The sequence below is a fragment of the Acinetobacter sp. UC24323 genome (genome assembly GCF_024151445.1).
Lineage (GTDB): Bacteria > Pseudomonadota > Gammaproteobacteria > Pseudomonadales > Moraxellaceae > Acinetobacter > Acinetobacter baumannii.
Genome location: NZ_JAHIBY010000013.1, coordinates 1 through 17527, shown reverse-complemented (window position 1 = coordinate 17527; position 17527 = coordinate 1). Strand labels below are relative to the sequence as shown.

General features: G+C 40.2%; 16 protein-coding genes. 7 read left to right on the top strand and 9 right to left on the bottom strand.

The features are described 5' to 3' along the window. Positions 1-66: 66 nt before the first annotated feature. The 4 genes from KNQ97_RS16035 to KNQ97_RS16020 all read right to left on the bottom strand — a co-directional run bounded on the left by KNQ97_RS16035 (position 67) and on the right by KNQ97_RS16020 (position 4731). Positions 67-1419 carry an aromatic acid/H+ symport family MFS transporter gene (locus KNQ97_RS16035; protein ID WP_058061848.1) on the bottom strand — a complete coding sequence of 451 codons (1353 nt, stop codon included), beginning with the start codon at positions 1417-1419 and terminating at the stop codon, positions 67-69. 87 nt (positions 1420-1506) lie between these two features. Continuing rightward, a complete protein-coding gene (locus KNQ97_RS16030) occupies positions 1507-1839 on the bottom strand; it encodes an NIPSNAP family protein (protein ID WP_013197722.1) in 333 nt (110 codons plus the stop codon). Beyond that, positions 1829-3613 carry an FAD-dependent oxidoreductase gene (locus KNQ97_RS16025; protein ID WP_058061849.1) on the bottom strand — a complete coding sequence of 595 codons (1785 nt, stop codon included), beginning with the start codon at positions 3611-3613 and terminating at the stop codon, positions 1829-1831. The genes KNQ97_RS16030 and KNQ97_RS16025 overlap by 11 nt, the downstream gene beginning before the upstream one ends. Before the next feature lie 311 nt (positions 3614-3924). Further along, complete coding sequence (locus KNQ97_RS16020; protein WP_005305842.1) at positions 3925-4731, bottom strand: IclR family transcriptional regulator C-terminal domain-containing protein; 807 nt, start codon at positions 4729-4731, stop codon at positions 3925-3927. A 190-nt stretch (positions 4732-4921) separates the two neighbouring features. Here KNQ97_RS16020 and KNQ97_RS16015 point away from each other — a divergent pair, with 190 nt between their 5' ends. Beyond that, positions 4922-5662, top strand: coding sequence for an SDR family NAD(P)-dependent oxidoreductase (locus tag KNQ97_RS16015; RefSeq protein ID WP_058061850.1), 741 nt, complete (start codon positions 4922-4924; stop codon positions 5660-5662). Between the two features lie 125 nt (positions 5663-5787). Here the strand turns inward: KNQ97_RS16015 and KNQ97_RS16010 are convergent, their stop codons facing one another. Genes KNQ97_RS16010 through abaQ form a run of 3 tightly spaced genes read right to left on the bottom strand, consistent with a single transcriptional unit; the run spans position 5788 to position 9687 of the window. Further along, complete coding sequence (locus tag KNQ97_RS16010) at positions 5788-7362, bottom strand: aldehyde dehydrogenase (NADP(+)) (protein ID WP_098714124.1); 1575 nt, start codon at positions 7360-7362, stop codon at positions 5788-5790. Between the two features lie 11 nt (positions 7363-7373). Next, entirely contained in the window at positions 7374-8372 is a 999-nt protein-coding gene (araD1, locus tag KNQ97_RS16005) for an AraD1 family protein (RefSeq protein ID WP_086261939.1), read from the bottom strand. 10 nt (positions 8373-8382) lie between these two features. Next, on the bottom strand, positions 8383-9687 hold the full coding sequence (abaQ, locus tag KNQ97_RS16000; protein WP_000345063.1) for a multidrug efflux MFS transporter AbaQ: 1305 nt from the start codon (positions 9685-9687) through the stop codon (positions 8383-8385). A gap of 169 nt (positions 9688-9856) precedes the next feature. Here abaQ and KNQ97_RS15995 point away from each other — a divergent pair, with 169 nt between their 5' ends. Both KNQ97_RS15995 and KNQ97_RS15990 read left to right on the top strand, forming a co-directional pair. Next, the gene (locus KNQ97_RS15995; RefSeq protein WP_253612444.1) at positions 9857-11590 is read left to right on the top strand and encodes an IlvD/Edd family dehydratase; all 1734 of its coding nucleotides are present in this window, start codon (positions 9857-9859) and stop codon (positions 11588-11590) included. A gap of 83 nt (positions 11591-11673) precedes the next feature. Next, a complete protein-coding gene (locus tag KNQ97_RS15990; RefSeq protein WP_005110669.1) occupies positions 11674-12390 on the top strand; it encodes a FadR/GntR family transcriptional regulator in 717 nt (238 codons plus the stop codon). 67 nt (positions 12391-12457) lie between these two features. On the opposite strand, the gene KNQ97_RS15985 is transcribed toward KNQ97_RS15990, so the two are convergent. Further along, the gene (locus tag KNQ97_RS15985) at positions 12458-13252 is read right to left on the bottom strand and encodes a TorF family putative porin (RefSeq protein ID WP_031994141.1); all 795 of its coding nucleotides are present in this window, start codon (positions 13250-13252) and stop codon (positions 12458-12460) included. Between the two features lie 81 nt (positions 13253-13333). Further along, positions 13334-14248, bottom strand: a complete 915-nt coding sequence (locus KNQ97_RS15980; protein ID WP_000423293.1) for a LysR family transcriptional regulator — start codon at positions 14246-14248, stop codon at positions 13334-13336. A 100-nt stretch (positions 14249-14348) separates the two neighbouring features. On the opposite strand from KNQ97_RS15980, the gene KNQ97_RS15975 reads away from it, so the two are divergent. The 4 genes from KNQ97_RS15975 to KNQ97_RS15960 form a co-directional block, all read left to right on the top strand. Continuing rightward, on the top strand, positions 14349-15455 hold the full coding sequence (locus KNQ97_RS15975) for a muconate/chloromuconate family cycloisomerase (RefSeq protein WP_001986121.1): 1107 nt from the start codon (positions 14349-14351) through the stop codon (positions 15453-15455). A 23-nt stretch (positions 15456-15478) separates the two neighbouring features. Next, positions 15479-15769, top strand: coding sequence for a muconolactone Delta-isomerase (catC, locus tag KNQ97_RS15970; RefSeq protein WP_000897234.1), 291 nt, complete (start codon positions 15479-15481; stop codon positions 15767-15769). A 160-nt stretch (positions 15770-15929) separates the two neighbouring features. After that, a complete protein-coding gene (catA, locus tag KNQ97_RS15965) occupies positions 15930-16850 on the top strand; it encodes a catechol 1,2-dioxygenase (RefSeq protein ID WP_001081618.1) in 921 nt (306 codons plus the stop codon). 134 nt (positions 16851-16984) lie between these two features. Then, positions 16985-17527, top strand: a 543-nt coding sequence (locus tag KNQ97_RS15960) for a 3-oxoacid CoA-transferase subunit A (protein WP_253612443.1), incomplete at its 3' end; no start/stop codon positions are given.

Below are 17527 nucleotides of genomic sequence, written 5' to 3'. Positions count from 1 at the left end.
CATAGAAAATATTTAAGAAGCAAAGATAGATTTTAAAGTTGTTAATCAACTTGCTTTATTACTGATTTAACTCAACTGTGTTTTGGTTTGCACAACAGACTGTTTCGTTTTAATACCCTGAATTAAAACAGCAAAACCAGAAAGTACAGCAGGAATCATTAACAATGAGAACATCATAGAAAATGGCATACCTGAACTGATCATCGCAGCTCCAGCAAATGCACTTAATATTGCACCAAAGCGCCCAATACCATTCATCCAGCTTGCTCCGGTTGCACGAGCAGAAGTCGGATAATATCCAGTCGCTAAAGCACTCAAACCAACGGCCCCACCATTAAAGGTAAAACCAAGAATCCATGCAAAAACACACATAAGCACCATATCATGACCAAAATGCCCTAACCCAAAGGTTGCAAGTGCACCAATTAACATGGCAATAAAAAGAACCAAACGCGGACGATAATGATCCATACACCAACCAAGAGTGATACTTCCAACAGGACCACCAATTTGAAAGAACGAAGTCACAATGGCAGCTTGAGAAATCGTAAATTGATTCGACTTAATTAAGGTTGGTAACCAGCTACTGCATAGGTAGATTAAAAATAATGCCATGAAATAACTGATCCAGAGCATAATCGTGCCATAGCGATATTTACTAGATAAAATTAGACCTAGACCAGATTTCTCAGTTTTTACTTCATTCAGATAAATTTCTTGATTTAAAAAAGAAGATTGTGGAAATAAGCGTTTTAAAATCGCTTTGATTTTATCTTGTGAGTACGATTGTTTGACTAAATAAGTAATTGATTCAGGCATTTTCCAATATAAAAATGGTACCAAAATCAAAGGTAGTACACCTCCTAATATCAACATACCACGCCAGCCAAACTCCGGAATCAGCCATGCTGCTAAAAAACCACCTGCGGCAGCGCCTAAAGAAAATCCACAGTAGGCAACAGTAACTGAAAATGAACGGCGATGATCTGCTGCATATTCTGAAACTAAAGTCGCTGCATTGGGAGCAGCAGCACCGGCACCTAATCCAGTAAGAAAGCGATAAATTAAGAGATGTGTGATATCAGTTGAAAATGCTGTCAGCAAAGTAAAAATACCAAAGCCAAGTACACTTAAAATTAGCACTGGTTTTCGGCCAAATTTATCTGATAAAGGCCCAGAAACTAATGCACCTATTGCTAATCCAACCAATGCTGCACTTAAAACTGGTGCTAACTCTTGTGCACTAATGCCCCACTCCTGAATAATCTGAGGAGCAATCAATCCCATGACGACTACATCCAGACCATCTAGAGCAATAATAGCAAAGCAAAAAAATAGAATGAGCTTTTGTAGTCCACCCATCTTATTTTCATTTAATATGCTTTTTACATCTTTCCTTTGTATTTGACTTGTGCTCATGAGTTTCTCCTTATAAAAGCACGAAGTTTCCCTCGGTGTTTTTCTCAAAACACCGTTCCTTAAGGGAATTTTTAAATAAACTGCTGTTTAAGGCTTAATTAATGAAGCTAAGTTCACTGGCCTTAAAATTTGATTCACCTGTGACGTCACTAAACCTTCAGATGCTTTCAAATAAATTTGGAAGTCAGGATCTGTATCTCGGGCAAAACTACGCTTTTCATAGTCATCCAGACTGTCATAACCCCACAAATGTACAACCTGATTTAACGTACCGATATTACTAATATAAAAACCAAGTGGCTCACCCAAGTGCTTTTTCAAAATAGGCATCGCCAACTGATCGAATACCTCAAGAAATCTAGGCATACATCTTGGTGTAATATTGTAAATACGGTGATCAACAATCGGTTTATGAAACATGAAAAGTCTCCTTAACAGATTGAGAGTTGGCAGATTTAGAATTTTTAGATGATATAAAACCATTCCCTCCTTTAGCTAAATCAGCAATATGTGATCCTGTGATATAACCAAAAGTCATGATTGGCCCTAAAGTAATTCCTGCACCTGGATAGTTTCCACCCATAATACTCGCACGGTCATTACCAACTGCGTATAAACCTTGAATGGGTTGATGAAACTGATTTAAAACTTCACCAGTAACAGCTGTTCTGATTCCATCAAATGTTCCTAAGTCGCCCATAAACACCTTCACAGCATAAAATGGACCTTGCTCAATTGGTGCTACACATGGGTTTGGTTTGTGATCTGGATCGGCCAAATATCGGTTAAACGAAGTAGAACCACGGTGGAATTCTAGATCTTGGCCTTTAACAGCCCCTTCGTTATAACGCTGTACTGTTTTAACCAATTGCTCAGCATTAATTCCCACTTGCTGTGCCAATTCTTTTAAACTATTACCTTTAAAGAGATAGCCTTTTTTAATTAAAGGTGAAAGTGGCATTGGGGCTGGTTTGGCATAACCTAAACCGTATTTGCTAATCGTTTTATGATCGCAGATCAACCACATGGCTGTTTCATCAAACTCCTCACAAGCCCTAAATAAATCTGCACCTACATCATGATAAGAGTTTGATTCATTGGTAAAACGTTTCCCGTTTTTAAGTACACCAATAATTCCCGGCTTATAACGGTCTAATAAATGTGGGAACACGCCGTAGCCATCTGTATAAGGGACTTTTGACACTGGCATCCATGCAGCAGAATCCGCATATTGAATATCCACTACACCACCAACCGATTCTGCAAGGCGACAACCATCTCCTGTATTAGTCTTTGGCACAGGTGAGATGTGTTCACCACCACGTTTCAGGTGCGCGTAAACTTGTTTGAGTCTTTCAATATCATGTGAAAATCCGCCACATGCTAGCACAACTCCATTTTTAGATTTAATCTGGCAGTGCTGATCTTGTTGTTGAACTTGTACGCCAATAACTTTGCCATTTTCAAAATTTAACTGCTTAACTTCAGCTTCTGTATAGATTGGAATATCTAAATCAAATGCAGATTTAGCCAAACGTGCAGCCAAAGCATTACCGCTTGTGACATTGGTACCACGACCATAAACAGCCAGTTCTTTTAAATGAATAGCTAATCGCTTTGCCACATAGATAAATGAAGTAAACGATTTAGTGGCATTAAAAAAGTGCTTTAAATCCGCATTAGATGAATTAAACATCATGCCCATAAAAGTAATGGTTTTAAGAGGTGGGCGTAGGCGCTTCATATTCTCGCCCAAACCACGAATATCATAAGGTGCAGCTAGTACAGAGCGACCAATATCAACCCCACCAGGAGCATCTGGATGATAGTCTGGATAAAGTGTCGGGATAAATTTAACTGAGGTGTATTGTTCGAAAAAATTTAGCATTTCAGGTGCATAATCCAGAAATGCGTTTACAGCCTCAGCATTAAAAAATTCTTTGGTTTCATGCTTTAAATAGGTCAATGCTGCTTCACGGCTATCTTGTATACCATTTTGTTTTGCATGATGATTTCCTGGAACCCATAGTACTCCACCAGAAAAAGCTGTTGTACCTCCGAACACATCGTCTTTTTCAAGGACAATAACATTTAAGCCTTTTTTCTTAGCAGTAATCGCAGTCGACAAACCGCCTGCACCTGCACCCACCACAACCAAATCGCATTCAAGCTGTTGAGGTAATTTGGTATTCATTGTTGTCACTCCTTGCGACAGATCCATGCGTTCACTTGCCTGAAATAGCTGGCTACACCATCCTGATAGTGTTGTATCGAACGCTTTTCTTTTTATTAAACTACGGGGCTATCACAGTTCCGACTAGACCACTTTCTTTTAAATTGAACGATGATCGCGCAAACACATCTTATATCGTTCACTGTTTATAAAATCATCTCTTCCAACGTTTATATAAGACAAATTAAATAGTCTTAAGATATTGATAAAATTATTTTAAATATAAAAAAACGCCCAATAAGGACGTTTGATTGAAACCAAAGAACAATAAACTAAATCATGTCTCGAATTTCTTTGGCTGCCTCTCTTAGTAATGGCAAAACCGTATTAATCAGATAGGTATCATTTACTTTAGAAATCGGAGCAACAGCATTTAATCCCGCAATAATATCACCAGTCTGATTAATAATCGGTATCGCAATTGCTGTTACGCCCAGTTCATATTCTTCAGCGGAAATACAATAACCATTGTCCTTAATGGTCTGTAATGCAGCTAGAAAACTGGCTTCTTCTGTGTATGTATATGCAGTAAATCGTTTAAGTCCATATAACTTAATCCAGTTTTTCTGCTCTTCTAAGGATTTATGCGCTAATAAAACTTTACCAGTAGATGAAGCATGAGCAGGAATTCGGTTACCTAGATGAATACCAAAAGGACTTACCCGGAAATGATCATTTTGCGGGACACTTCTAGCAATCGGAACAACCTCATAATTATCTTGAACCACTACTGAAAAAACTAATGTCGTTTTTTCAGATAAATGATTTAAGACAGACTGTGATATTTTTGGCAAATGTGCTGTACTTAAAAAAGCCCCTGAAAACTTAAGTACCTTATGTGTTAACCAGTAATAATATTCATCAGTTTCAAGATAGCCTAAAAACTTGAGTGTCTTTAGATATCTACGTGCTGCTGTACGAGTAATATTAGTTCGCTCTGCGACTTGAGTAACATTTAAACGCTGTCGATCTGTGCCAAATGCTTCAAGAATATTGAGGCCCTTTGCTAAACCTGCAATATAGTCATCGTATTTAATCGTCTCTTCTGAGAGCGGATGTTGAATAATCTGATCCCTCATCATTTTCCCTTTTCTAAATTCCCTGTCCGATATTCGCTCAGTATGTCTGAATATCGTCTTCATTCCCAGATTGTATCTAGAGCTCGTTTGGCTAAATACGTATTTTAAGTCTTACAGGAGAACTTCAATATTTAAGCATCTATTTCACAAAGAGAGCTTAGATCAAAATTTAGGATTTAGGAAATGTATTATGTCTAGACTACAAAATAAAGTCTGTATTATCACAGGTGCAGCCTCTGGTATGGGTGAATCGGAAGCAATTGCTTTTGCACAACAAGGAGCAAAATTAATTATTGCCGATATGAATTTAGAACAGGCTAACCAAGTTGCCGAGAATATCATCAACGCAGGTGGAGAAGCCTTTGCTTTTCGAGTTGATGTCACTCAATTTGATCAGCTCAAGCAGTTAGTTGAATTTACATTAGAGAAGTTTGGACGAATTGATGTACTACTGAATAATGCAGGTATTTTCGACAAATATACCAATAGCTTAGATACGACCGAAGAACTTTGGGACACTATGTTTGCCATAAATGTAAAAGCTGTATTCAATTTAAGTAATTTAGTTTTGCCTAAAATGATTGAGCAAGGTTCTGGTGCAATCATCAATATTGCATCTATTGCGGGTCTAGTTGCTCAAATGGGAGGCGCTTCTTATACAGCCTCAAAACATGCTGTAATTGGTTATACAAAACATCTAGCAGCAGTGTATGCCAAACATGGCATCAAAATTAATGCTATTTGCCCAGGTACAATTCGTACGCCAATGACGGCCAAAATGCTAGAAACCCGTCCAACTGATAAAATTCCACTGGACCGTTTTGGAGAGGCGTCTGAAGTTGCTGAGTTAGCTATTTTTCTAGCTTCCGATGAAGCCCGTTTTATGAATGGCTCATGCATTACAATTGATGGTGGATATACCATTATTTAATAAAACACCTTTACTAATAAGATAGTTATATAAATTAGACCTGAATCTATTACCGACTCCCATATAAATTTATTGTTATACATTACAAGAGTAAAAAGAGACCATCACATGGTCTCTTTTCATTCTTAGATCGCGTTTCTAGTCATCTCACCATTGACCAATCTTAAAATCTGCAACGGATTGCTGTCTTTTAAGGCTTCTGGCAATAAGCTTTGCGGATAGTTCTGGTAACACACAGGTCTTAAGTAACGGTCAATGGCCAAGGTTCCAACTGAAGTACCTCGTGCATCTGAAGTGGCTGGGTATGGCCCACCGTGTACCATCGCATCACACACCTCAACACCAGTTGGGTAGCCATTTATAAGTAATCGACCGGCTTTTTCCTCTAAAACTGGAACTACATCTGCAAACTCGGTTAAGTCAGCTTCATCGGCAATTAAAGTCGCAGTCAATTGCCCATTCATACTTTGTAGTGCCTGAATGAGTTGGGCTTTATCTTCAACTTCAATGACGACTGTGGTTGGCCCAAAGATTTCTTCTTGTAAAAGCTGGTCACCCGCCAGTAAAAGCTCAACATCAGCTTTAAACAGTTGTGGCTGTGCCTGATTACCTTGTTGAGTATTGCCAGCCAAATGCTTAATGCCTTGATGCTGGGTCAAGTGCTCAAGACCAGCGGTGTAACTTTTTAAGGTGCCGGCATTCAGCATAGTCTGCGCAGGCTTAGCCCCTATAATTTCAGTCAGGTTGCTAATGAGCTGGTTAAATTCAGCTGATTTAATTCCCAAAATCAAACCCGGATTAGTACAGAACTGACCACAGCCTAAAACCACTGAATCAGCCAAGTCCTGTGCAATTTTTTCTCCACGGTTTTTTAAGGCTTCTGGCAACATCAGCATCGGGTTAATACTGCTCATTTCAGCAAACACAGGAATCGGTTGTGGTCGGGCTGCTGCCATGTCACATAAAGCACGACCACCACGTAGTGAACCTGTAAAACCCACAGCCTGAATTAAAGGATGCTTCACTAAAGGCTCGCCCACACCATTACCGTAGATCATGTTAAATACACCTTTAGGCATATTTGATTTTTCTACGGCACGCTCAATTGCCTGAGCTACAAAGTCTGCTGTCGCCATATGTCCACTATGGGCTTTCACCACTACAGAGCATCCTGCTGCCAGTGCTGAAGCAGTGTCACCACCCGCAGTTGAGAATGCTAAAGGAAAGTTACTTGCCCCAAAGACTGCAACAGGGCCAACACCGATTTTAATCTGACGCAGGTCTGGGCGAGGTAAAGGCTGACGCTCAGGTAAAGCGGTATCAATACGGGCACCTAAAAAATCACCACGGCGCAATACTTTGGCAAACAAACGCATTTGCCCACTGGTCCGGGCACGTTCACCTTGTAGGCGTGCAAGTGGCAAAGCGGTTTCCTGTGAGACAATTTCAAGAAAATCTGTACCCAAAGCATCGAGTTCATCGGCAATATTTTCTAAAAAAACTGCACGCTGTTCAGGTGACGTATGGCGGTAAGTCTTAAAGGCTTGACTGGCTGCTTCACAGGCCTGATTAATCTCTTGCTCGGTTGCATGGTGAAACTCATAAGGCAGAGCTTCACCAGTCGTAGCATGAATGCTTTTTAATAAGGTTGTACCTTGTGCGCTGCGTGAACCGCCAATAAAGTTGTGTCCAATGACCATTTTTATATTCCTTAGAGAGTAATAACTGAACCGACCGGTAATTCGGGTTGCATATGAGCAAGTTTGTTTTTGAGTGGATGGCCGAACTCTTTCATTTCTATTTCAAACTCATCGTTGACTTGCGCTTGAATACCGTCGGCAAAAGACAAAGTGGCTGTACCGAAGTAGTGAATATGAACATCCCCTGCTTTTAAAAATTGTTGATACTTAAAGTGGTGATATTCCAGATTTGCCAAGCTATGGCACATATTGTCCTCACCCGACAAAAACTCTTTTTCCCAAATAATTTGTCCATCACGGCGCAAGCGGCTGGTTCCGACTAAATGTTTTGGTAACTCGCCCGTCCGTAAAGCTGGACCAAAACTGCAAAAACGCAATTTTGAATGGGCCAGATATAAATAGTTACGGCGCTCCATCACGTGATCAGAATATTCATTGCCCAGCGCAAACCCGATTCGGTAAGGCTTTAAATCTTCGCCAATAACATAGAGGCCTGCGATTTCAGGTTCTTCGCCGCCGTCTTCAGCAAATGGGGGTAAAGGCAGCTCTGCTCCCGGTCTTACCACAATTGAACCATCGCCTTTATAAAACCATTCCGGTTGCGCACCGATCTGACCTTCTGCTGGACGCCCCTTTTGTAACCCCCATTGAAATATTCGCATAGTGTCGGTCACCGAGTTGTCATCACTTAAATTTTGTTGATGCATTTTGTCGCGTGCAGATGCAGAACCTAAATGGGTTAAACCTGTACCGGAAATTAAACAATGCGTTGGATCTGGATGGTCTAAAGGCGGCAGTACCTTTAAATCTGCTAATAAAGATGAATAATCATAAGTTTCGGACTCAAACCCTAACGCCTCAACTTGTTGTTCCAGTGAAACTTTATTGCGGATTGCTAAAAGTGCTAAATCACGAACCGATTGAATATCTTTAACCGGATATGCCATGTTGCCTTCTACTTTCGCGACGGCACGTTGATTTGCACGATTTTCAAATTGAATAATTTGCATGTTTTATTCCTTACAAAGGCTTTTGAATATTCACTGTTTGTGTTTTTTGACGTTCGAGCTTGGCATAGACGATGTAAGTCAGAATCAAGCCAAAAAGCATGACGATAGATAAGAAATACAAACCAGCAGCCATATTTCCCGTGTATTCTTTTAACAGTCCGATCCCAAATGGACCGACATAGCCACCTAAATTTCCAACAGAGTTAATTAAGGCAATACCAGCTGCTGCACTTGCACCCGTTAAGAAACGACCCGGTAGTGTCCAAAACACGGCAGTCGATGAAAATAGACAGAACGCAACTACAGCCAAAGCTGCCAACTGCATAACTGGAGAATTTAGCCAACCACTTAAAAACATTGCACAAGCACCTAGTGCATACAGAAAACTTAAGTGTCCATAACGATCGTTTAGGCGGTCAGTACTACGCGGAATAATGAGAAGTCCAATAATTCCAAAAATATAGGGAATGCTAGATAAGAACCCAATTTGAATATCACTACCTCCGCCAAATTGCTTAATAATGGTAGGAAGCCAGAGATTTAAACCATAAATACTTAACGTTACCGGTAAGTAGTAAAGTGCTAATAAAAGTACGCGTTTGTCTTTTAAAGCATGTAGTGGATTGGCATGTCGGGTTTGGTCATATTCGGCTTCATCTTTAACGAGTTCATTTTTAAGCCATTGTTTTTGTTCAATGCTTAACCATTTTACTTTATCAATGTTATCGGGCAGCCACAAAAAGGTAGGTAAAGCCAATAAAACCGCGGGCAAGCCAACTGCAACAAACAACCATTGCCAACCGTGCAAATTTGCAATGCCATCCAATCCAAGTAATAGACCAGCTAAAGGCCCTGCAATCATCATGGCAATCGGTTGTGAAAGTACAAACATTCCCATGATTTTTCCGCGATGCCGCACCGGATACCACTGTGTAATTAGGTATAAAACACCAGGGAAAAAACCCGCCTCTGCTACACCGAGTAAAAACCTTAAGAGATAAAAACTTTTAGGGCCTTGAATAAGCGCCATGGCCATGGTGATGAGGCCCCATGTTAATAAAATGCGGGTAAACCATTTACGAGCACCAAATTTGTCTAAAAGCAAATTACTTGGAACTTCAAAAAGAAAATATCCAATAAAAAATAAGCCAGCTCCTAGACCATAGGCAGCATCACCAATTCCTACATCGGCACCCATATGCAAATGAGCGAACCCGACAGCGGCCCGATCAATATATGCCACCAGATATAGTATGACTAATGCAGGTATCAGCTTAAACGTGACCGTCCGTATTACATCCTTTTCGAAATCCATGTTCGACTCCATTTCCTATTATTTACTTATAGAGCATCTTGCTCGTAAATTATCCTTTCAATTTAAAATATAGTAATACTATTTAAATTTCAAACCTTTTAAAAATAAAATTTATGGTGTATTTTTAAATTAATTAATTCTAATAGTAATACTATATAGGGAAATTTGTATGAATAACAAACAAGTTCTTCGTTCGGCTGCCTGGTTTGGTACAACGGATAAAAATGGCTTTATGTATCGCAGCTGGATGAAGAACCAAGGAATTCCAGATCATGAGTTTCAAGGCAAGCCTATCATTGGGATTTGTAATACGTGGTCTGAACTCACCCCATGTAATGCGCATTTTCGAAAAATTGCCGAACACGTAAAAAAAGGGATTTTAGAAGCGGGCGGCTACCCTGTTGAGTTTCCTGTATTTTCAAATGGTGAGTCGAATTTACGTCCTACCGCCATGTTTACCCGTAACTTAGCCAGTATGGATGTCGAAGAAGCGATTCGTGGTAACCCTATTGACGGTGTGGTGTTACTGACAGGTTGTGACAAAACCACCCCTGCATTATTAATGGGTGCTGCAAGTTGTGATATTCCTGCCATTGTAGTGACTGGCGGACCAATGCTGAATGGTAAGCACAAAGGTAAAGACATTGGTGCAGGTACCATCGTTTGGCAAATGCATGAAGAGTTAAAAGCAGGCAAAATTGATTTAAATGAATTTTTATCTGCCGAATCTGGTATGTCACGCTCAGCTGGTACATGTAATACCATGGGCACGGCTTCTACAATGGCTTGTATGGCTGAAGCCCTAGGCACTTCTTTACCCCACAATGCGGCCATTCCAGCGGTAGATTCTCGCCGTTATGTGTTGGCTCATCTTTCTGGCATGCGTATTGTTGACATGGTTCATGAAGATTTATGCCTTTCTAAAATCTTAACCAAAGAAGCTTTCGAAAATGCCATTAAAGTCAATGCAGCTATTGGTGGTTCAACCAACGCCGTGATTCACCTAAAAGCAATTGCTGGACGCATTGGGGTTGATTTACAACTGGATGACTGGAACCGTGTTGGCCGCGGCATGCCAACCATTGTCGACTTACAGCCTTCGGGTCGTTTTTTAATGGAAGAGTTCTATTATAGCGGCGGCTTGCCAGCCGTGATTCGTCGCATGGGTGAAGCCAATTTCTTACCACATCCTCAAGCTTTAACCGTAAACGGTCAAACCATTTGGGAAAACTGCCAACAATCACCTATTTATAACGATGAAGTGATTCGAAAAATAGATAATCCAATTCGACAAGATGGCGGTATGTGTATTTTGCGCGGGAATTTAGCGCCTAAAGGTGCGGTGCTTAAACCATCTGCTGCAACACCCGAACTTATGAAACACCGTGGTCGTGCAGTCGTATTTGAAAACTTCGATGATTATAAAGCCCGCATTAATGACCCAGATCTAGATGTCGATGAAACTTGTATTCTTGTGATGAAAAATGCCGGCCCTAAAGGCTATCCGGGCATGGCCGAGGTTGGAAATATGGGCCTACCACCAAAAATTTTAGCCAAAGGCATTACCGACATGGTTCGTATTTCCGACGCACGTATGAGTGGAACTGCGTATGGCACGGTCGTTTTACATGTTGCCCCTGAAGCTATGGCAGGTGGGCCTTTGGCCGTAGTTCAAAATGGTGACTTTATCGAACTTGATGCCTATGCTGGAAAACTTCACCTAGAAGTGAGTGATGAAGAACTTAAGCAACGTCTTGAAAATTTAGCACCACCAGCTCCACCAAGTTTTATTGGTGGTTACCGTAAGCTCTATGTAGAACATGTTTTACAAGCCGATGAGGGTTGTGATTTTGATTTCTTGGTCGGTTGCCGTGGCTCAGAAGTTCCACGTCATTCCCATTAATATTTATTCTTGAAAAAGATGATCTTGTTAAAACACAAGGTCATCTATACCATAGGATATTCAACATGTCGTAATAGTGAAATATGAGTAAAGCTGACTATAAAAATCCTATTCCAAGCAAAAGCCAACATGCATTAATCGTTCAACAATTGGGATTAAAAATTGTTTCTGGAGAAATTTCAGAAAATGAAAAGCTCCCAAGTGAAGTTGATTTGTGTGAGGAATATAAAGTCAGCCGCCCTGTCTTTCGCGAAGCTATACGTGTTTTAAATGCGAAAGGCTTAACATATTCAAGGCCCAAAATCGGAACAGTAGTTCGACCTAAAGAAGAATGGCATTTACTCGACCCAGATGTACTGTTCTGGTTGATTCAAACCACGCCTGAACATGAGTTTTTTAAAACACTTTCTACCGTACGACGAGTTTTAGAACCAGAGTTAGCCTATATTGCGGCAAGTACAGCAAATGAAGAAGATATTGAGCGTATTAAGCAAGCCTATAAAGGAATGGAAAAGGCGACAACAGTTGAAGAGTTTATAGAGCCAGATATCCAGTTTCACTTAGCAATTGCCAAAGCAACGCATAATGACTTGCTGGCTTATATGTCAAAAATGCTGGTTTTACCTTTGCAGCAATCGATTCAAGTCACCAGTCTACGCCCAAATTTACAAGGTCATTCATTACCAAGACATAAAGCAATTTTAACTGCAATTGAAAATAAAGATCCGCTCTCTGCTCGCCATGCTTCACTGGTTCAGCTAGACGATACTAAAATGGCTTATGATTTAATTAAAAAATAATTTTCTCTATGTATTAGAAAAAGCCTGCTGACTCCAAATTAAAGTGATCAGGCTTTTTATGTATAAATTAGAACACCTTTTTTACAGCTACTGTAAAGGTTGAGTGAATTGGATTTGAAATTGGTGCATCTGATTCACCATTACTATAATTTCTATAGTATCCGTCTTTGTCCCACGCTTTGGTATAAGCTAACCCTGTAGTCCAGCCATCACCTAAATCTTTAATAAGTTCGACTTTCATATCCTGAAAATTAGCTTCTGAGAAGTTTTTAATTCTTTCATAGCCATAGTGGGCACCAAAAGTCCAACTTTCATTGATCGGCTGTGTAAAGTTGAGGTCTAAATAGGTTGTTCCTCGTGAACGTTTACCTTCCGGTCCACCCATCGTATTTGAGTTATAACCTGCGTAATCTGGGGTATAAGTAATAAAATATTTGAGACTTAAAGGACCATAGCCAATTTGAGGCACAATTTCGCCATAGTTATAGCTTGTACTCCCCGTTTCAGCCGTACTTTTTGCACCTGGGTAATAATAATAAAAAACAGACATTCCAATTGAGAATTTATCGATGGTTTTTAAATAACCTGCATAAAAGTCCCATTCAACTGAAGCATCACGGAGATAGTTAGAACTTACATTGGATGCCCAAGTACCCACAAATAGCCCATTCGGATTTGCATAGTCGAAACCAATTTGTAGTGCAGGCTTACCCCAAGTTTGTTGAAAACCACGTGAAATATATTGACTTGCAAAAGTCACATTCGCACTGTACGGAGAAATTTGTTCTTGTTCATTTAATTGTTCAGCATGTACAACACCTGTAGACATAATGAGAGAAGCTACACCTAAAATTTTTCTCATTTAATAATTCCTTTTACATATTACCTATAGGTTTAAAGTTTTAAAATAACATGATAATTCAATTTAAAGCGTATTAAAAATTTATAAATTCAAATTTCTGGATACTTCTTCTTCACTATAGATCTCTTCAATACAATCTAAGATTTTAGGAATATAGGAACTTTGGTCCATGTTGCGCATGGATAGAGAGATGGGACTATAGGCTTCTAAGTCTAAGATATTTAAATAAGTTAGATTCTTCATTCCAATGTCGCAGGCGCTTTCCGGAATAATACAAATACCCTCTCCGGATGCCACTAAGCCAAGTGCCATATGAATTTCTCGTACTTCAGTCAGCTTGGCCGGAACAAGACCTAATTTGGTAAATAAAGCTTGAATAGTGGTCGAAAAATTTGGTTTAGGTGTGGTTGGATAAGAAAAAATTGTCTCATTGATAATTTGAGATAAATAAATTCCTGACTCTTGGAAATCACTTAATGGGTGTTTTTTATGGATTGCGAGTTTTAATTTTTCTTTTCTGAGTAAAAGTCGCTTAATGGCTGGATCACTAATTGGTAATCGACCAAAACCTAAATCAATTTTACCGAGTTTTAAAGCTTCCACCTGATCTCGTGTACCACATTCAATAAGCTCGACATGAATATCAGGATTTTTTTGTCTAAATAGATAAATGACCTGTGGTAATCGCCCATAAAGAAGCGAACTCACATAACCAACTTTAACAACGTTCTCGACCAGCTTCATTTTTTTAGCCATCGAAGCAGCTTGAGCGGTATGCGTCAAAATTTGTACCGCATGCTGGTAAAAAAACAGCCCTGCTTCCGTTACTTTTAATGGACGAGAGCCTTTTTCGAATAAATCGATCCCTAATTCTTCTTCTAGTTTTTTGATTTGGCGTGTTAAAGGTGGCTGAGCAATAAAAAGCTTTTCTGCAGCTTTCGTCAGACTCTGTTCTTCAACAACGGTAACAAAATAACGTAGATGTCTTAATTCCATTAATATACCTTTTTAGTATCTTAAAATACCGTTCTATATCTATTTTAGGCTATTACATTCTTCTATGGTATACAAACAAGTTCGTAATAGTTGAAACTTCATGTATAGAACCATAGAAACCATACTTGTGGATATTCCAACTATCCGTCCTCACCAGTTGTCTGTGACTACTATGCGTACCCAGACTTTGGTACTCGTTAAAATTACGACCACGGATGGTATTGTCGGTTGGGGTGAAGCCACCACCATTGGTGGGCTGAACTATGGTGAAGAAAGTCCTGAGAGTGTCAAAGCCAATATTGACACCTACTTTGCACCATTACTGACATCAGTTAAAGATTTAAATGTTGCACAAACACTAAAACTGATTCGTAAAAATATTAATGGTAACCGCTTTGCTAAGTGTGCCATTCAGACTGCCCTACTTGATATTCAGGCCAAACGTTTAGGTGTGCCATTAAGCGAAGTTTTAGGTGGACGTCTGCGTAATAGTTTACCTGTGCTTTGGACGCTTGCGTCTGGTGACACGGAAAAAGATATTGCTGAAGCTCGCAAAATGATTGAGCTAAAGCGCCACAACACGTTCAAACTTAAAATTGGTGCGCGTCCTTTACAGCAAGATGTTGACCATGTGATTGCTATTAAAAAAGCATTAGGTGCTGATGTTAGTGTACGTGTAGATGTAAACCGTGCATGGTCAGAACTTGAGTGTATTCATGGTATTCAACAGCTCCAAGATGGTGGAATCGATTTAATCGAACAGCCATGTGCAATTCAAAATACCGAAGCACTTGCTCGCCTCACCCAACGTTTTGATGTAGCCATTATGGCTGATGAGGCTTTAACTGGACCTGACAGCGCGTACCGTATTGCAAAAAATCACGGTGCAGATGTATTTGCCGTAAAAATTGAACAATCTGGTGGTCTGATTGAAGCATGTGAAGTTGGCAAAATTGCTGGTTTGGCTGGTATCGACCTATATGGCGGCACCATGCTTGAAGGCCCTGTAGGAAGTATTGCATCGGCCCATGTATTTGCAACTTTTGAAACGTTAGCGTTCGGCACTGAATTATTTGGTCCGTTATTACTTACCGAAGAAATTTTAAAAGAGCCGCTACGTTACGAAAACTTTGAATTGCATTTGCCGACAGCTCCGGGCTTAGGCATTGAAATTGATGAAGATAAGATTGAGAAATTACGTCGTTAAGGCAAAAGGATAAGGAGTTTCCCATGTTATTTCATGTACGTATGGATGTGCATATTCCACTTGATATGCCAGCCGACAAAGCAAATGAAATTAAGGCCGTTGAAAAAGCTTATTCGCAAGACTTACAACGCCAAGGTAAATGGCGTCATATCTGGCGAATTACAGGTCAGTACTCGAACATCAGTATTTTTGATGTAGATAGCAATGAAGAATTGCACAACATTTTACAAGGTTTACCTCTCTATCCATATATGGACATTGAAGTGATGGCACTTAACCGTCATCCATCATCTGTTCGTGATGATGATTCGTAAATAGAAAGAATTTTTTAAATGCGATCTCTGAAGTCCATTTAAAAACCAAGCAGATTATTCAGAAGGTAACAAGGAACGTGGCGGCACTTATTCGCTAGCAAAACCAAATGCCCGCAGCGCTGCCACCCAAAACCGTATTGCATACTTAAGGAGTTTTAGTATGAACCGTCAACAAATTGATGCGCTTGTAAAACAAATGAATGTCGACACTGCAAAAGGCGAAGTTGATGCACGTGTTCAACAAATTGTAGTGCGCCTTCTTGGGGATTTATTTCAAGCCATCGAAGATTTAGACATCCAACCTTCTGAAGTTTGGAAAGGTTTGGAATATTTTACCGATGCAGGTCAAGCAAATGAACTTGGTCTTTTGGCAGCAGGCTTAGGTCTTGAACATTACCTTGACTTACGTGCAGATGAAGCAGATGCCAAAGCTGGTATTACAGGCGGTACACCTCGTACTATCGAAGGTCCACTTTATGTTGCTGGCGCACCTGAATCAGTTGGCTTTGCACGTATGGATGACGGAACCGAGACTGGCAAAATCGATACCTTAATTATTGAAGGTACGGTAACCGACACTGATGGCAATATTATTGAAAATGCCAAAGTTGAAGTATGGCATGCCAACAGTTTAGGTAACTATTCATTCTTTGATAAGTCACAATCTGACTTTAACTTACGCCGTACCATTTTCACCGATGCAGATGGTAAATATGTAGCGTTAACCACTATGCCAGTTGGTTATGGATGCCCTCCTGAAGGTACAACACAGGCTCTTCTTAACAAGTTAGGCCGTCATGGTAACCGTCCATCTCACGTTCACTACTTCGTTTCTGCACCGGGTTACCGCAAGCTGACTACTCAATTCAACATTGAGGGTGATGAGTATTTATGGGATGACTTTGCCTTCGCTACTCGTGACGGTTTAGTGGCAACAGCAGTAGATGTCACAGACCCTGCTGAAATTCAACGCCGTGGTTTAGATCACGCTTTCAAACACATCACATTTAACATTGAACTGGTTAAAGAAGCCGCTGCTGCTCCTTCAACTGAAGTTGAACGCCGTCGCGCTAGTGCTTAATTGAAAGTGTATGTGAGTTAAAAGTTCGCTTTTGACTCACAAAATTTACTCCATTTATTACTACCATTAAGAATTTCAATAAATTTTTAGCGGTAGTAATACATCACGTTACCTCATGCTCTAAGGTTTCTCACATGATTGACAAAAGTAAGTCCTCACTAAGCGAGGTTCTATCGCAGATTAAAGATGGTGCAACCATTCTGATTGGTGGTTTTGGTACCGCAGGACAACCCGCTGAACTCATTGACGGTCTGATTGAACTTGGCGTTAAGGACCTGACCATTGTGAGCAACAATGCCGGTAATGGGGATTATGGTCTGGCTAAACTGCTCAAAGCCGGTTCAATTAAAAAGGTGATTTGCTCTTTCCCACGTCAGTCTGACTCTTATGTATTTGATGAACTGTACCGTGCCGGAAAGGTTGAACTTGAACTGGTACCGCAAGGCAATCTGGCGTGCCGTATTCAGGCAGCAGGTATGGGACTAGGGGCGGTGTTTACCCCAACAGGCTTTGGAACACTTTTGGCCGAAGGCAAAGAAACCCGTCATATTGATGGTAAAGACTATGTGCTTGAGTATCCGATCAAGGCTGACTTTGCCCTGATTAAAGCCTATAAGGGCGATCGCTGGGGCAATCTGGTTTACCGTAAATCTGCACGTAACTTTGGCCCGATCATG

Bases quoted from the DNA above. Each gene is read 5' to 3' on its own strand.
- KNQ97_RS16025 (WP_058061849.1), bottom strand. From the start codon at position 3,613: ATGAATACCAAATTACCTCAACAGCTTGAATGCGATTTGGTTGTGGTG.
- KNQ97_RS16035 (WP_058061848.1), bottom strand. From the start codon at position 1,419: ATGAGCACAAGTCAAATACAAAGGAAAGATGTAAAAAGCATATTAAAT.
- KNQ97_RS16030 (WP_013197722.1), bottom strand. From the start codon at position 1,839: ATGTTTCATAAACCGATTGTTGATCACCGTATTTACAATATTACACCA.
- araD1 (WP_086261939.1), bottom strand. From the start codon at position 8,372: ATGCAAATTATTCAATTTGAAAATCGTGCAAATCAACGTGCCGTCGCG.
- KNQ97_RS15990 (WP_005110669.1), top strand. From the start codon at position 11,674: ATGAGTAAAGCTGACTATAAAAATCCTATTCCAAGCAAAAGCCAACAT.
- KNQ97_RS15980 (WP_000423293.1), bottom strand. From the start codon at position 14,248: ATGGAATTAAGACATCTACGTTATTTTGTTACCGTTGTTGAAGAACAG.
- KNQ97_RS15975 (WP_001986121.1), top strand. From the start codon at position 14,349: ATGTATAGAACCATAGAAACCATACTTGTGGATATTCCAACTATCCGT.
- KNQ97_RS16015 (WP_058061850.1), top strand. From the start codon at position 4,922: ATGTCTAGACTACAAAATAAAGTCTGTATTATCACAGGTGCAGCCTCT.
- catA (WP_001081618.1), top strand. From the start codon at position 15,930: ATGAACCGTCAACAAATTGATGCGCTTGTAAAACAAATGAATGTCGAC.
- KNQ97_RS16020 (WP_005305842.1), bottom strand. From the start codon at position 4,731: ATGAGGGATCAGATTATTCAACATCCGCTCTCAGAAGAGACGATTAAA.
- catC (WP_000897234.1), top strand. From the start codon at position 15,479: ATGTTATTTCATGTACGTATGGATGTGCATATTCCACTTGATATGCCA.
- KNQ97_RS16010 (WP_098714124.1), bottom strand. From the start codon at position 7,362: ATGGTCATTGGACACAACTTTATTGGCGGTTCACGCAGCGCACAAGGT.
- abaQ (WP_000345063.1), bottom strand. From the start codon at position 9,687: ATGGATTTCGAAAAGGATGTAATACGGACGGTCACGTTTAAGCTGATA.
- KNQ97_RS15995 (WP_253612444.1), top strand. From the start codon at position 9,857: ATGAATAACAAACAAGTTCTTCGTTCGGCTGCCTGGTTTGGTACAACG.
- KNQ97_RS15985 (WP_031994141.1), bottom strand. From the start codon at position 13,252: ATGAGAAAAATTTTAGGTGTAGCTTCTCTCATTATGTCTACAGGTGTT.